Below are 15,048 nucleotides of genomic sequence, written 5' to 3'. Positions count from 1 at the left end.
CGGGTTACCGGACGACGGCGCCGGACTCAGGATCGAGCTTCAGCGGTTTCGCCTTCGGGTGGGAGAAGTCGAACATACCGGTGAGCGGCGCCGCCAGGGCGTCGAAGGAGCCGTCGCCGATGCGGCCGAGGTGCCAGTTGTCCTCGATGAACCGAAGCACCGACGTCTGGTCGGTCATCGTGTGGTCCACGTGGTTCACGCGGCTGTAGGGCGAGATCACGAGCAGCGGCAGGCGCGGGCCGTAACCGCAGCGGTCGGCGTACCCGCCGAGCCGCACGGGATGCGAGGTGCAGATCGCGGAGTCCTGAGCGGAGTCGTGGGAGCCGTTCACGATCTTCGAGGGCACGTGGTCGTACCAGCCGTCGGAGTCGTCGTAGGCGAGCACGATCGCGGTGTCCCGCCAGTGCGGCGACGCCTGGATCCGGTTGATCTCGGAGACCACGAACGCCTGCTCGTCGAGCGAGTCGGAGTAGCCGGCGTGTCCGTCCTGGTAGGACGGTGCCTTGAGGAAGCTCACCGCGGGCATGGTGCCGGCGCCCAACGCTTCGTCGAAGTCGCTCACGTCGTACTGGTGGTTGGCCCGGTCGGGCTGACCGACGGCATGCGGCGAGCTCGGCGGGAGGTGCTTCGCGTTCGCCGTCGACTCGTAGTACTGGAACGGCTCGTGGTGCGGGCTGTAGTCCACCACGGCCTGGTCGCCGACGTTCGCGTGCTGCGTGCCGCAGACCGCGTAGCCGCCGGCCGAGCCCGTGGGCTTGAAGCCACCCTCGAACCAACCCCACGTCACGTGCTTGGCGTTGAGCAAGTCACCGACGTTGCGCCCCTCGAAGGCACCGAGGTTGTCGGTCGCGGTGTGGTTCTTGTCGGAGCAGTCGTCGAACGCCGGGTCCGGGTCGGTGATCATCGTGCCGACACCGTGCTCGTCGGGCGAAGCCGCCGTGTTCGGGTCGACCTTCGGCTCCCCCGTGACCGAGTCCACGGGCTGCAGGCCGTGGGTCTGGCCGGAGATCAGGTTGATCGCCCCGGGGCTGGACGGGCCGAACACCGCGTCGAACGAGTTGTCGTTGAGCGCGTAGTGCTGGGCGTAGTTCCACATCGCGGTCACGGTGTTGCCGTCGAAGTAGTCCATGACCAGGCCGGGTTCACCGAACAGCACGGGCTGGCCCGTGCACTTGTCCTTCTCGGTGTTCTCGACGAACTTGTCCATCTTCCCGCCGTTGAAGGCGGCCTGTTCCTTGTTGTAGTCGTGGGCCTGGTCGCACGTGAGGGCCTGGTCGGGGTCGAGCCGCTTCGGGTTGTAGGCGTTGGGGTTGTCGGTGAGCAGCTTGTGGTCGAGCCCGTTGACATTCGGAGTGTGGGGCGCGGCGTGGAACGGCGTGCCGTTCTCGTTGGTGGCGTTCGGGTAGGTGCCGAAGTAGTGATCGAAGGCGATGTTCTCGCCGAAGATCACCACGACGTGCTTGATCGGCGTCGCGGTGGCGAAGCTCGCCGCGTCCACCGCTGCCTCCGGTACCGCCGGCGCCGCCGAACTGCTCGCGCACGCCGCCGCCAGCAGCGCCGCCGCGCCCAGCGCGCCCGCGGCGAGCGTGGTCCTGCTCCTGCTCCTGCCCACGACCTGCCCCTTCCCGCTCATCCCAGCAACACCCGGCCGTAGTGGTCGGCCGGGTCCGTCACGCCGGGGAGCAGGTAGAAGTACCCGCCCCCGAACGGCGAGACGTAGTCCGTGAGCGGCTCGCCTTCGAGCCGCTTCTGCACCGCCTCGAACTGCCGCTCGAGCTCGCGCTGATAACACGTGAACACCAGGCCCATGTCGAGGTTGCCGTTGGTGTCCACGCCGAGGTCGTAGTTCACCGCGCGGCGCAGGATCCGCTCGCCGTCGGTGCGCGGCGTGCGCGGGTCGGCGAGGCGGATGTGGCTCGTCAGCGGGATCACGGTGCCCACGGGGTCCTCGGCGTAGCGCGGCACGTCATGCTCCTGCCCGCCGTCGAGCGGGGCGCCGGTGTCGCGGCGACGGCCGATCATGCTCTCCTGCTCCGAGAGCGACACGCGGTCCCAGAACTCCACGAGCATCCGGATGAGCCGCACCACCTGGTAGCTACCGCCGTCGTCGGTCCACACCAGACGGTCCAGTTCGGACGGCTGCGGGTTGGCCGTGCCGTCCTTGAACCCCAGCAGGTTGCGCGGCGTGCCGGCCGGGCGCGGAGGCGAGGTGAACCCGTCGATCTTCCAGCGCACCTGCATGCCGCCACGAGTGGCACGGGTGATGTCGCGCAGCGCGTGCAGCACCGTGTCGGGCTCCGAGGCGCCGAGCACGAGGCTCAGGTCGCCGTGGCACCAGCGGTCTTCGAGGGCGTCGTCGGGGAAGACCGGCATCGGCTTGAGCTTCGCCGGCTTGCGAGCGGCCAGGCCGTAGCGGTCGTCGAACAGCGAGGAACCCACGCCGACGAGCACCGACAGCTCCCCCGCAGGCACCTCGGGTCCGAGTACTCCGGAGTCGGCGGGCGGGCCGGTGATGCCGAGTGCGGCCAGTGCGCCACCGGCGGTGAGGAACGCGGCGCGACCGGTCAGCTCGCGCAGCAGCTCCGTGAGCTCGTGGCGGTTCTGCGCGACCACGTCGAACGCCGCGACAATCGTGTGCCGCACCGGTTCGGCGAGCACCGCGGCCTGGCGCGGGCTGTGGAACGGCACCGGTCCGGGCTCCGCTGTGGACGCACCGCCGGCGAGCCCCATGAGCCCGGCTCCCGCCCCGGCGGCCGCGGCGCCGCGCAGGAACGTCCGCCGCCCGAGGGTCACGAGATCCTCCTCGGCTCCGCGATCGCGGCGATGGGCGCGAGCCGCTCGGTGAGCTCGGCGACGTCGGCGTTGATCTTCTCGCGCCGCGCGCGGTCGAGAGCGGTCAGCGCTTTCCCCTGCCCCGCGCGCAGGTCGCGCTCGGTGCGGTCGAGCCAGGCGTCGAGATCTTCGAGCCCGGAAAATCTCGTGGTGAGCAAGGGGCGCAGCACGTCGAGTACGGCGCGGGTGCCCGTGACGTTGGCCTGTGCCGTCGCGAGCGTGCTGCCGCTGCCGTAGTCGGTGCGGCCGGTGAGCTCGAACTGCAGGGTGTTCTCCATGATCTCGTGGGCGCGCAGGCCCAGGTCGTTCTGGTCGATCTGCGTGTCGCCGAACCCCGCGCGCAGGTCCTGGACGTCCGCGTCCAGCCGCGTGGCCACAGGCTCCAGCGCGGACAGGATTTCGTTGTGCCACAAGCCGTTCTCGAGCCGGTGAAAACCGGTGAACCCTGGATCGGGAACACCGCCGGCCAGACCCGCGGTCGTGCCGTTGATCGCGCCGTCGGCGTCACCGAACGCGTCGTAGGCCGCGCCGAGCCGCTCGTAGGTCAGGTGCGCCGTGAGCCACGCCCGCTCGGCCGCCGCCCGGTCTCCACTGTGGACGGTCCGCGTCAGCTGCGCGGTCTGTCCCGCGAGTGCGGTGAGCCCGTCGGCCACGTACGCGTGGTACTTCCTCAACGGCTCCAGCAGGTCCGCGTAGGTCACCGGCACCACCGCCGGTCCCGGGCGCTGTGCGCCGCCGCTGATCCGCACGGCCGGCCCGAGGAACGGCGTGCCGTCTTCCGGGGCGCACCGCAGCGCGTAGGCACCGCCGGCCAGGCTCACCGGCAGGGACCGGGTCGTGCCGGATCCCACTCCCTCCAGCTCCCCGAACACGGTCCCCGTGGCGGGATCGACGAGCTCGACCTCCATCGTGACCGCGGCGGTGTTGCGCACCCGCAACGTCTGCGGCCCAGGAGCCGGCGCCACCCAGCTCCCGCCGCAGTCCGACCGGGACACCGTGATCGGGCCGGTCTCGGCCGGCGCTCCGGAGCGTCGGGCCGGTCTCGGCCGGCGCTCCGGAGCGGCTGACAGCGATCACGATCCCGGCGGCGAGGACAACGAGAGCGGCCAACGCCGCCCCGCGCCAGGCGCCCCGATGCCGCACCGACAACTCCCCTCAGGTGAACTTCAGGCGAACACCTTCACGTATTCGCACACACCTGACAAGAGGGTTGTCCCGTTATGCCCGCTTTTCGGAGGGAAGGACACTCCGGTGGCCGTGTCCCCCCGAAGCCGGTCGCCCTACCGCCGGGACAAGACGAAGACCGGCAACGGCCGCCCGGCCGCGACGCGTTCCATCTCGTAGCCTGGCCAGAACGCGAGCAGCTCGGACCACATCCGGTCGTACTCCGCGCCTTCGAGCTCGCGGGCCTTGACCTCAACGACCTGCGCGCGGATCCCGACTGTCGCTTTGGGATCCGCGCGCAGGTTGTAGGTCCAGGCCGGGTTGTTCGGCCGGCCCCAGTTCGAGCCCGTGAGCACGAAGTCGTCGCCGTGCGGGAAGTACAGCAGGTTCGTGCTGCGTGGCAGCCCGCTCTTGCGCCCGGTCGTGGTCAGCCGCAGCGACGGCAGGCCCGCGATGCCGACCAGGCTCACCCGCCCGCCGAAGAAGCGGTGCAGCTTCTGATCGGTCCAGATGATGCCGCGCGAGAGCGTCATCACGAAGGGCCGGGTGCCGAGCTTGCGAGCGAAGGGCTCGAGGGGGTTACGCACGCACAGATCTTGCCAAACTCACCCCGAACCGCTCCTTCGAGTCCGTCCACCAGCGCTCGACGGCGAACCCGGCGGCGGCCAGCTCCGCCTCGACGCCGGTGCGCCGGAACTTCGCGGAGATCTCCGTGCGGATGTGCTCGCCCGCCGCGAAGTGCACCTGCAGGTCGGCGCCCGGGATGTCGACGGTGACCTCGCGCCGGGCGCGCAGCCACATCTCGATCCACTCGTCCTCGGCGTTCCAGTGCGAGACGTGTTCGAAGGCGTCGAGGTCGAAGTTCGCCCCCAGCTGGGAGTTGATGACCCGCAGCACGTTGCTGTTGAAGGCGGCGGTGACGCCGGCCGCGTCGTCGTAGGCGCGCTCCAGCGTCTCGCGGTCCTTCACCAGGTCGGTGCCCAGCAGCAGCCACTCGCCCTCGTCGAGCACCTCCCGCACCGAGTGCAGGAACATGGCGCGCTCGCCGGGCAGGAAGTTGCCGATCGTCCCGCCGAGGAACGCCACGACGCGCGGCGAGGTGCCCGGCAGGAGGTTCAGGTGCTGGGTGAAGTCGCCGACGACACCGCGTACCTCCAACTTCGGATAGTCCGCCGCGATCGCCTCGGCGGCTTCGGCCAGCGCCGACTCCGACACGTCCAGGGGCACGAACGACTCGAGCGTGCCGTGCTCGGTCAGCGCGTCGAGCAGCAGCCGCGTCTTCTCGCTCGACCCGGACCCCAACTCGACGAGCGTGTGCGCGTCGGTGAGCCGCGCGACGTCACCGGCTCGCGCCGCGAGCACCTCGCGCTCGCTGCGGGTCGGGTAGTACTCGGGCAGCTCGGTGATCTTCTCGAACAGCTCGCTGCCCTCGGCGTCGTAGAACCACTTGGGCGGCAACCACTTCTGCTCCGCCGTCAGGCCCGCTCGCACGTCCGCGCGAAGCTCGCCCGCGACGTCGCGGCGATGGCTTTCGAGATCCACTTCCGTCATGAGTTGGTGCTCCGATCCAGGGTCAGGGGAAGGAGTTCGACGCCGGCCGCGGTGACGCGCACGGCGTGATGGTCGGGAACGGGGGTCCAGGCCGGGTCCGGGTCGCACGGCTCGGACGCCAGCACCACACCACCGGCCGCGGACCGCACCGACAGCGCGTGCGTCCACGTGGTGCCGATCAGCGTGGTGCCGTCGGTCAGCAGGAAGTTCAGCCGGGAACCCGGGGCCGCGGCCTCGACCTCGGCGATCAGGTCGGTGACGGCGGCCAGCGGGTCGGCTCCGTCCCGGAGCCGCGCGCGCAGCAGCGCCCACAGCAGCGCCGCGTCGGTCGGCGCCTCGAGCGTGAGCAGCTCGGTGACGTCGAGGGACTTCGCCAGCCCGGCCATCGAACCGGGCCAGCCGCGGACCACGCCGTTGTGGCTGAACAGCCACCGCCCGTCGGTGAACGGCGCCGCGGCCGCCTCGGTCACCGGCATCCCGGTGGTGCCGTTGCGGACCGCGGCGACGAACGCCGTGGTCGAGACCGAGGCGGCCAGCGCGGGCAGCGTCTGTTCCGTCCACAGTGGAGACTGACGCCGGTAGCGCTGCGGCGCGCCACCGAGCTCGGGGTACCAGCCGAGGCCGAAGCCGTCGGCGTTGACCGAGCCGCCGCCGCGCATGTCGAGCGGTGCGTACGACTGTACGAGCAGCGCGTGGGGCGCGGCGAACATCAGCTCGGCAGGCGAAATGGGCGCGCCGAGGTACGCGAGGTGCCGGCACATGCCGTTCAGCTCACCTCGCCGGGCCGGGGGTCACGGGCGCAGCGGAAGCCGGAGAAGATCTGCCGCCGGATCGGGTAGTCCCAGTTGCGGAACGTGCCGCGGATCGCCGCCGAGTCGGTGCCGAACGAACCACCGCGCAGCACCTTGTGATCCGGGCCGAAGAACACCTCCGAGTACTCCCGGTACGGGAACGCCGCGAACCCCGGGTAGCCGTGGAAATCGGTGCTCGTCCACTCCCACACGTCGCCGATCAGCTGGTGCACGCCCAGCGGCGACGCCCCGGCCGGGTACGCGCCGGCCTCGGCCGCGCGCAGGTGGCGCTGCCCGAGGTTGGCGTGCTCGGCCGTCGGTTCCTCGTCGCCCCAGGGGAAACGCCGCGAACGGCCAGTCGCCGGGTCATGGCGCGCGGCCTTCTCCCACTCCGCCTCGGTGGGCAACCGCTTGCCCGCCCAGGCGGCGTAGGCCTCGGCCTCGTAGTACGACACGTGCACCACCGGCTCGTTCACCGGAACCGGCTCGTGGACGCCGAACCGCGTGCGCCACCAGCCGCTCGGCTCGCGGTGCCAGAAGCGCGGCGCCGTGATGCCGTGGTCGTGGCGGTAGGCCCAGCCGGGCTCGCTCCAGAACCGCCGCTCGTCGTAGCCGCCGGACTCGAGGAACTCGACGTAGGCCCCGCACGTGACCGCACCGGTGTCGAGGAAGTACGCCGGCACGTCGATCTCGTGGGCCGGGCGCTCGTTGTCCAGCGCCCACGGCTCGGCCGTGGTCCCCATGGTGAAGCGGCCGGCCGGCACGAAGACCTCGGCGGGCAGCCGGCCCGCCGACGCCGGCGGCTCCGGCGCGTGCAGCACCGGCTCGCCCTTGCGCAGCTGGTGGGTGGCCAGCATGGTCTCGTCGTGCTGCTGCTCGTGCTGGGTGATCATGCCGAACGCGAACGCGCTCTCGGTGAGCCGGCTGCCCTCCAGCGGCGCGGTCTCCAGCACGTCGAACGCCTTCTCGCGGACCTCGCGCACGTACGCGCGGGCCTCGGCCGGGCCGAGCAGCGGCAGGGCCGGCCGGTCGGCGCGCGCGTGCTGGAACGCGTCGTAGAGGTCGTCGATGTCCGGGCGCAGTGGCTCGCGCCCGCCCACGTCGCGGACCAGCCACAGCTCTTCCTGGCTGCCGATGTGCGCGAGGTCCCAGACCAGCGGCGACATGAGCTTCGAGTGCTGGCGGACCAGGTCCTCGTCGTCGACGGCGTCGGTGAGGACGACGCTGCGCGCCCGCGCCCGGGTGAGGGCCTCGGCCGCGTGGGCCCGCAGGTTCTGCGGGCTCAGCTCCAGTAGCGGGTTGTGCTCCGGGGTAACGCTCATCGCTCCTGACTCCTCGATCCGTTCACGCGTGTGCGCACGCTCTCGGTGATCTCCGTGATGGTTGCGGCCGGCAGGCCCGTGGTGGACAGCTCGGCGATGCCGAGCTCCACGAGCTTGCGCGCGACGGCGGCGATGGCCTCATCGGCCAGGCCCCGCGTCGCGGCATCGACCCAGCGGTCCGCCACCGGCGCGCACAAGCGGCGCACCTCGTCCACTGTGGACGGACGGGCGAGCAGGGCCGAGACGAGGGCGACCGGGGTCAGCCACTCGCCGGGCGGCTGGGCGTCGAGGTACCGGATCTCCAGGTACCCGTGGGGCCGCACCGGGGTGAACATCGTGGTGAGGTGGTAGTCGAGGTCCTCCGCCGTCGGACGGCGCAGCACCCCGGCCGCACCGCGGCCCTCGATCCAGTCGGCGAACGTGAACCCGTCCGGCGCGTCCCACGGCCGCTCGCCGCGGGGCAGCACCATCAACGGCGTGTCCATCATCCGCCGGCCCCAGTCGGCGGCGGGGTCCGGACCGGGCTCGGCCGAGCGGGTCCGCACCGGCTCGGTCTCGAGCACCGCGAGCCAGCGCGCGGACTCGAGGCCGGTGTCGCGGCCGGCGTGCACCCGGGAGTTGGCGAACGCGGCCAGCAGCGGCGGACCCATCACGTGGGCCGCCTCCCAGCGCGCCGCGACCTGGTCGGCTTCACCCGTGTCCACGCAGATCTGCAGCCCGGCGGTGCTGCACATCATGGTGATCCCGCCTTCGCCGATCGGCTCGAACCGGCGCTCCATCGCGGCGTAGCGAGGAGTGCGCAGGGCGCGCCGGGGCGGGCGGTGGGCGTCGATGCCCGACTCGCCGAGCACGAGTCCGTGCCGGGCCAGCAGGCTGACGAGATGGGAGAGGTCGGCCGAGACGGCTGCGTGCAGATCGGGCAGCGAGGCCTGAGGAAGAGCGGAGATCTCCACCTGGCACCCGGGCTCGAGACTCACGGGGGAGCCTGCCGGAAGCGGGGTGGCCGGACTGTCGGGGCGCAGTGTCCGCGGGGTGTGCGGGCCGAGCGCCGTGGCCAGGGCATCGGGATCGAGCGGGCGGGCCGGGTCCTCGGTGTGGTGCACCGTGAACTCCAGTTCCACGCCCAGCAGTCTCGGTGGGCCGTGCTTGAAACACACCGAGGCGACGTACGCCTCCCCGGCCGCGCGGTCCGAAAGCACCCGCGCGGTCAGGTTCGACGCACTTCCGGACTTCTCCGGAAAATCGTGCACCGCAGTCATCGTTCGCCGTCCGAGTCAAGGAGGTCCGCGGGGTGGGACCTCTCGGCTTCGGACGCTACACGGAGGGTCTGACAAAATCAGGTGCCCGCGAGCGCAGGCGAGAATCACAAGACTCTCGTAAGGACTCCTGACCTGGGAGTTTGTCCTGAAGTTCCCGCCCGTTGCTCCGTCCGGATGATCACGGCAGGGCAGGTTCGGTGCCCAATCCGAGCTCCGCGGCCGCGGACTGCACGGCCCCGATCACGAGGTGCAACGCCGGGCGCCGGATCTCCGTGCGCCGGTAGGCGATCGACACCGTGCGCAGCAGCGGCGTCGTCAGCGTGACCACGTCGATGCCCGGCGGCCGCAGCAGCCGCAGCCCGAGGTCCGACACGAGCGTGACCCCGAGGCCTGCGCCCACCATGGCCATGGCCGTGGACTGCTCCTCGACCTCGTGGTTGATCTTCGGGGAGAAGCCGTGGCGGTGGCACGCCATACGCATCGCCCGGCCGAAGTGCGACTTCGGGCTCGCGAGGATCCACGGGTGCTCGGCCAGCTCGTCGAGCGACACCGAGCCGGCGGGGAACGCGCCGGCGGGCACGGCCGCGTGCAGCCGTTCGATGGCCACCACCGCGCGTTCCAGCCCGTTGTCCCACCGCGTCGGCGCGTCGGAGTAGTCGATCACGAACGACAGGTCGAGCGTGCCGTCGCGCACCGCCTCGGCGGTGTCCTCGGGGGCCAGCTCGCGCGTCTTCAGCTGGATCCCCGGGTATTCGGCGGCGAGCGCGGTCAGCGCCGAAGGCAGCAGCCCGGACGCCACCGACGCCCACACCCCCGCGGTCAGGCGCGCGGACATCGAGCCCTGCGCCTCCTCGAGGGCGAGCGTCGCGCGCTCGACCGAGCCCAGGATCTCCTCGGCGTGCTCGGTGAGCAGCACGCCCAGCTCGGTGAGCTGGACGCGCCGGCCGAGTCGTTCGAACAACTTCGCACCCACGTCCCGTTCGAGCTGCGCCAGCTGCTGCGACACGGCCGAAGCCGTGTAGTGCAGCGACACCGCGGCAGCGGTGACCGTCCCCCGGCGCCGCAGCTCCCGGAGCATCCGCAGGCGGTGCAACGAAAGCTCCATACACGAACCCTAAACAACTTCGTGCAGCTTCGTTAACTGGACGCGAAGGGCCTTGCGACCGCACCCTCGAAAGCGACGGCCGACCCGGGCTGTCCAGACCCCCCTGGAGGTGAGTGGCCAGATGCTTCCGCAGAACGCCGAACCGTTGATGAGGCTGACGTGGACCGACCCCGTCACCGGCGCGCACGGCTACCTGGTCGTGCACAGCCTGGTGTCCGGCGTCGCCACGGGCGGCACGCGGATGCGGGCGGGCTGCACCATGGGCGAGGTCGAGGACCTCGCCCGCGGGATGGCGAACAAGACGGCCACGTTCAACCTCCCCGTCGGCGGCGCCAAGGGCGGCATCGACTTCGACCCCAAGGACCCCCAGGCCTTCGGCGTGCTCACGCGGTTCTGCGAGTTCCTGCGGCCGTGGCTCGACGCCAGCTGGGTTACCGCCGAAGACCTCGGCGTGCCGCAGCACCTCATCGACTCCGTCTTCGAGCAGCTCGGGCTGGAGCAGTCGTACCACGCCGCGATCCACCGGTCGGCCGATCCCGAGCGCACGCTGCGGCGGGTGCAGGCCGGGCTCAACGCCCCCGTGCCCGGTGGCCTGCTGCTGGGTGACGTGATCGGCGGCTACGGCGTGGCGCAGGCCTGCCTGGGCGCCGCCTCGGCGTGGGGCTGGGAGGCGGCCGAGACGACCGTCGCGATCCAGGGCATCGGCACCATGGGCGGCGGCGCCGCGTGGTACCTGCACGAAGCCGGCGTGAAGGTCGTCGCCGTGGCCGATGCCGCGGGCACGCTGTACGACCCCGAGGGCCTCGACGTGCCGGCGCTGCTCGACCTGCGCGACCGCTTCGGTGAGGTGGACCGCTCGCGGCTGCCCGAAGGCGTCCGCACGCTGCCGCGTGAGGCGGTCGTGGCGACCGACGCCGACATCCTCGTGCCGGCCGCGATCTCCTACGCGCTGCGCGTGGACAACGAGAACCTCGTGAAAGCCAAGGTCGTGGTGGAGGCCGCGAACGCGGCGACGACACCCGAAGCCGAGGCTTCGCTGTCCGCGCGCGGTGTCGCCGTGATCCCGGACTTCGTCGCGAACGCGGGTGCCGCCGCGTGGGCGTGGTGGCTGCTGCTGGGCGAGGTGGGCGCGGACCCGGCCGACTCGTTCCTGCGGCTGCGCACGGAGATGCAGGCGAAGGTGGCGCTGCTGCTCGCGGAGTGGCACCTCGACCGCGTGCCGCCGCGCGTGACCGGCCTGCAGTTGGCCGAGACCACTCGCGCCGCCCGGGCGGCCGAGGCGCAGGCGAACCAGGGGGCGCCTGCCCTTCTCATCCCGTAAGCCGCCGCCCCTCCGGACCGGGGGTCGCGCGGTGCCCCGGGACGGGGCGGGGCACCGCGCGGAACTTCCCGGTGTTCAAGCGCTTCAGGAAGCTGACGACCGGGCGAACCGGTCGAGGGCCCCGACGAGGACCTCGCTGATCGAGCCGGTGGCCGTCGTGTGCCCGGAGTCGCCGACGAGCAGGAGCTCCGCGTCCGGCAGCGCCCGTTCCAGCAGCCACGGCGTGCCGGCCAGGTTGCCGAGGTCGAGCGAGCCCTGGACCAGCGTCGCCGGGATCCCCGCGAGCCGGTCGGCGTCGCGCAGGATGGCGCCGTCCTCACTGAAGCAGCCGTTGGCGAAGTAGTGCGTGACGAGCCGCGCGAACGCCAGCCGGTAGGCGGGGTCGGTGAACCGCGACGCCGCCGGTTCGATGGAGAGCATCGCGTCTTCCCAGTCGCACCAACGGCGGGCGGCCGCTTCGTGGACGGCGGGGTCGGGATCCATGAGCAGCCGGTGGTAAGCCCGGGCGAGATCGCCGCCGCGCTCGGCCGCCGGCACGCCGTCGCGAAACTTCGCGAACGCCGCTGGGAAAACCGCGCCCAGACCACGCGTGAGCAGGTCCAGCTCGGCCTGCCGGTCGGTGGCCAAGCCGAGGAGCACGAGCTCGCTCACGCGCTCCGGGTGCCGCTCGGCGTAGAGCAGCGAGAGCGCCGAACCCAGGACCCGCCGAACAGCAGCCAGGTGTCGATGCCGAGCGTGGTTCGCAGCAGCTCCATGTCCGCGAGCAGGTGCGGGGTGGTGTTGGCCGACAGGTCGGCGACGGGCTCGCCCGCGTACGGCGTGCTGCGCCCGCAGCCGCGCTGGTCGAACAGCACCACGCGGTAGCGGGCGGGGTCGAAGAACCGCCGGTGCGCCGGCAGGCAGCCGCCGCCGGGGCCGCCGTGCACGACGAGGGCGGGCTTCCCGACGGGGTTGCCGCACTCCTCCCAGTACACGGAATGGCCGTCGCCGACGTCCAGCATTCCGGTGCGGTACGGGGAGATCTCGGGGTGAAGTCCAGGCACGGCACGTCCTTTTTCGACGGAGCCTTCCGGCAGTTCCTCGAGCAGGTCAGAGCAGGGCCGCGGCCAGCTCCCGGAGCGCGCCGCACAGCTGAGCGGGAGTGGCGGGGCCGAGGTGGATCACCGCGTCGGCGCCGGTGCCGACGGTGTGGCTGAGGTAGCGGCCCCAGTCGGTGTCGGCGTAGTGCAGGGGTTCGTCCACGCACAGGCGGCGACCGACATCGTCGCGCCGGGCCACGTACAGCTCGCCGCTGCCGTGGACCGGGCGCTGCACGAGGCTGAGGACGTCGGCGAGCTCGGGCTCCAGCGGGTACGCGTCCTCGCCGCGGCGCGCGGCGTCGGCCAGGTCGGAAACGCGGACCGAACGCGGGACTCCGCCGCCGGCGCCGACGGCCGGCAGCTGCTCCACGAGGGTCTCGACCAGTCGCTGACGGTCGATTTCCTGCACCCCCACGTGCTCGCCGTCGGACACGGCGAGCACCGCCTGCAGCCCGCTCGCGGCGACGAGCACGCCGTAGGTGCGCCCGCCCGTGGCGACCCAGCCGTAGTACTCCTCGGCCGGCCGCGACAGCAGCGGCAGCCAGTCCAGGAAGTCGACGGTGGCGCGCCCGCGCCGGTCGACGAGGCCCGCCACGGCGAGCGCCTCGTCGACCCGCTTGGCGGCCTCCTCGCGTTCGAGGTCCGACAGCCACACCGGTTCGGGGCGCAGCGTCACGTGCAACGAGCCGACCTGCTCGCGCTCGGCGAGCGCCGCGAGTGCCTCCAGCGGCACGTCGACCCGTCCGGCCACGGCCGTCACTCGCCGATGACCGGCGGGATCGTCCGCTGGTCGGTACCGAAGAGGGCGTCGGGATCGGGCTCGACGAGGAAGTCGGGACGGCGGTGCTCGGCGTCCTCCTCCTCTTCCCCGCGGCGGCCGGCGGCACCCGCGGGTCCCATCGCCGTCCCGCGGCTCGCCGAAGCACCACGTGCGGCCGCGGCTTCTTCGGCCGCGATGGCGTTGAGACCACCGACGCCCGACCGCGCACCGGCACCGCCCCGCAGCGCCCGGCCTTCAGCCGCGCCGGCTTCGCCGCCGGTACCGCCGCCGAACCGGCCGCCGGACGCGCCCCGTCCCGCCGTGCCTCCGGAATCGCCGCCGATGAGGCCGGCCGGGCCGGACGTCGGGGTCTGGCCGGGGTCGTTCGGGAGAAACGCCGTGCCGCCCCGGGTGGAGGTCGGGTCCGGCAGCGTCGAGGTGCCCGGCGGGACCACCGTGTTCGTGCCGCCGGTGCTGCTCTGCGTCGTGGTCGTGTCCGGCGGGTGGTGCGTACCGCCGGAGTCGCCCGTGCCGCCGGTTCCCCCGGTGCCACCCGTGCCACCCGTGTGGCCGGTGCCGGTGTGGCCACCCGTGATGACCTGATCGCCGGTGCCGTGGAACCCGGTGGCCGAGGTGTGCCCGCCCGTCCCGGTCCCCGTCGCCCCGCCCGTCGTCGTGCTCCCGAGCGAGCCCGGGATGCTCACGTGCCCCGGCGGCGCCGGCGTGGACAGCCGGATCGCCGCGCCGTCGGACTCCAGCGTGCCGTACTGCGTCGGCAGCACCGACTTCGTGCTCGTGGTGAGGCCGTTGTACTGGTCCATCACGCGCACGTTGGTGTCGTTGGCGGCGTTGTACTTGTTCAGCTTGTCCTGGTACGAGTTCTGGTCGTGGGCCGCCATGAACGGCCCCGCGATCGGGATCGCCGCCTTCAGCCCCGTCGTCCACGGGCTCGGCTTGTCCGGCTTCGGTGGCACCTCGACCACGGCGTGGCTCGAGTCCTCGAAGCTGCTCGCCTGCAGGTCCACCGACGCGTTGGTCATGTCGAGCGGGTCCGCCGTGTCCGCGAAGGCCTTCTCCAACGGCCCCGCGCCCGCGTTGGCGGCATCGGCGCCGTTGCCCGTCCAGGACTTCGCCATGCGGTCCTGGAGGTCCTTGATGCTCTGCGCCCGCTCCAGGTACGCCGACGACAGCTCCTGCACCTGCGTGGCCGCGGTCCGCAGCCCCGAAGTGTTGCCGTTTCTGAAGTTCTCGTAGATCTGCTTGCCGTCCACCTAAGCCCCCTTGAGTGTGCCGACGACGGCGCCCGCCACGGTTTCCGCGACCTGGCACGAATCCTGCTCGCCCTGATAGCCCTGAGCCGCCACGGTGACCGCAAGGTCGTCGGCGAGTCCGACCCAGAGGTTGCAGTTTCCGCGGGCCCTGCGGTCGCTGAGATCGCTGAACACCGCGGGGTAACCGGCCACCGAGGGAGCGGGGTCCACGAAGCCGAGTTGTCCCGCGTCCTTCGCGCGGTACACGCCGGCGAGGCCACCCATCCCCTGGTCACGGTTCCCCGTGCCGATGATGATCTGGACGCTGAGCCCTTCGGCACCGATCTGCCAGCCACAACCGGGCCCCGCCTCGGCGAACGGCCCGGTCACGGTCGCTTCGCCCTGCGCCGGATAACGCAGCGGGGCCAGCACACTCTCCGGCACGAGCGCACAAGGTTTGCCCAGGTACGCGGCCGGATCGAGCGGATCCGTCACCTTCGGCGCACGGGAGTCGGAGGCACTGCTCGGGCCGGCTCCGCGGTACCCGCGGTGGGTGTCGAACACCCGGCCGCCACCCCGACGGCCATGACCACGAGCGCGGCACACGCCGCCCT

At 72.0% G+C, this 15,048-nt stretch carries 13 protein-coding genes and 1 pseudogene; 1 reads left to right on the top strand and 13 read right to left on the bottom strand.

All coding sequences use genetic code 11. The features are described from left to right. Positions 1-4: 4 nt before the first annotated feature. From QRX50_RS32170 to QRX50_RS32130, 9 genes are all read right to left on the bottom strand, one after another. Positions 5-1,612 (bottom strand): phospholipase C, encoded by a 1,608-nt coding sequence (locus QRX50_RS32170; RefSeq protein ID WP_285966869.1) that lies wholly within the window; start codon positions 1,610-1,612, stop codon positions 5-7. A gap of 17 nt (positions 1,613-1,629) precedes the next feature. Next, entirely contained in the window at positions 1,630-2,793 is a 1,164-nt protein-coding gene (locus tag QRX50_RS32165) for a Dyp-type peroxidase (protein ID WP_285966868.1), read from the bottom strand. Further along, on the bottom strand, positions 2,790-3,797 hold the full coding sequence (locus tag QRX50_RS32160; protein WP_285966867.1) for an EfeM/EfeO family lipoprotein: 1,008 nt from the start codon (positions 3,795-3,797) through the stop codon (positions 2,790-2,792). The genes QRX50_RS32165 and QRX50_RS32160 overlap by 4 nt, the downstream gene beginning before the upstream one ends. Before the next feature lie 315 nt (positions 3,798-4,112). Beyond that, entirely contained in the window at positions 4,113-4,583 is a 471-nt protein-coding gene (locus tag QRX50_RS32155) for a nitroreductase family deazaflavin-dependent oxidoreductase (RefSeq protein WP_285966866.1), read from the bottom strand. Further along, positions 4,576-5,547 carry an L-histidine N(alpha)-methyltransferase gene (gene egtD / locus QRX50_RS32150; protein WP_285966865.1) on the bottom strand — a complete coding sequence of 324 codons (972 nt, stop codon included), beginning with the start codon at positions 5,545-5,547 and terminating at the stop codon, positions 4,576-4,578. Before egtD ends, QRX50_RS32155 begins: the two co-directional genes overlap by 8 nt. Then, positions 5,544-6,308: an ergothioneine biosynthesis protein EgtC gene (gene egtC / locus QRX50_RS32145; RefSeq protein ID WP_285966864.1), complete on the bottom strand. Its 765-nt coding sequence runs from the start codon at positions 6,306-6,308 to the stop codon at positions 5,544-5,546. Before egtC ends, egtD begins: the two co-directional genes overlap by 4 nt. Positions 6,309-6,313: 5 nt before the next feature. After that, positions 6,314-7,660, bottom strand: coding sequence for an ergothioneine biosynthesis protein EgtB (gene egtB / locus QRX50_RS32140; protein WP_285966863.1), 1,347 nt, complete (start codon positions 7,658-7,660; stop codon positions 6,314-6,316). Continuing rightward, positions 7,657-8,919 (bottom strand): glutamate-cysteine ligase family protein, encoded by a 1,263-nt coding sequence (locus QRX50_RS32135; RefSeq protein ID WP_285966862.1) that lies wholly within the window; start codon positions 8,917-8,919, stop codon positions 7,657-7,659. The genes egtB and QRX50_RS32135 overlap by 4 nt, the downstream gene beginning before the upstream one ends. A 178-nt stretch (positions 8,920-9,097) precedes the next feature. After that, entirely contained in the window at positions 9,098-10,024 is a 927-nt protein-coding gene (locus QRX50_RS32130; protein WP_285966861.1) for a LysR family transcriptional regulator, read from the bottom strand. A gap of 121 nt (positions 10,025-10,145) precedes the next feature. On the opposite strand from QRX50_RS32130, the gene QRX50_RS32125 reads away from it, so the two are divergent. Continuing rightward, positions 10,146-11,345 carry a Glu/Leu/Phe/Val dehydrogenase dimerization domain-containing protein gene (locus tag QRX50_RS32125; protein ID WP_285966860.1) on the top strand — a complete coding sequence of 400 codons (1,200 nt, stop codon included), beginning with the start codon at positions 10,146-10,148 and terminating at the stop codon, positions 11,343-11,345. 84 nt (positions 11,346-11,429) lie between these two features. Here QRX50_RS32125 and pip read toward each other — a convergent pair. The 4 genes and pseudogenes from pip to QRX50_RS32105 form a co-directional block, all read right to left on the bottom strand. Further along, positions 11,430-12,346 (bottom strand): annotated as a pseudogene (gene pip / locus QRX50_RS32120) (prolyl aminopeptidase). A gap of 88 nt (positions 12,347-12,434) precedes the next feature. Further along, positions 12,435-13,184: an ESX secretion-associated protein EspG gene (locus QRX50_RS32115; RefSeq protein WP_285966859.1), complete on the bottom strand. Its 750-nt coding sequence runs from the start codon at positions 13,182-13,184 to the stop codon at positions 12,435-12,437. Next, entirely contained in the window at positions 13,181-14,455 is a 1,275-nt protein-coding gene (locus tag QRX50_RS32110) for a hypothetical protein (protein ID WP_285966858.1), read from the bottom strand. The genes QRX50_RS32115 and QRX50_RS32110 overlap by 4 nt, the downstream gene beginning before the upstream one ends. Beyond that, the gene (locus tag QRX50_RS32105; protein WP_285966857.1) at positions 14,456-14,998 is read right to left on the bottom strand and encodes a DUF3558 domain-containing protein; all 543 of its coding nucleotides are present in this window, start codon (positions 14,996-14,998) and stop codon (positions 14,456-14,458) included. Positions 14,999-15,048: the final 50 nt, after the last annotated feature.

The organism is Amycolatopsis sp. 2-15, assembly GCF_030285625.1.
Classification (GTDB): Bacteria; Actinomycetota; Actinomycetes; order Mycobacteriales; family Pseudonocardiaceae; genus Amycolatopsis; species Amycolatopsis carbonis.
Note: the sequence above shows the minus strand (reverse complement) of the source record. Positions and strands in the feature narration are given on the sequence as shown.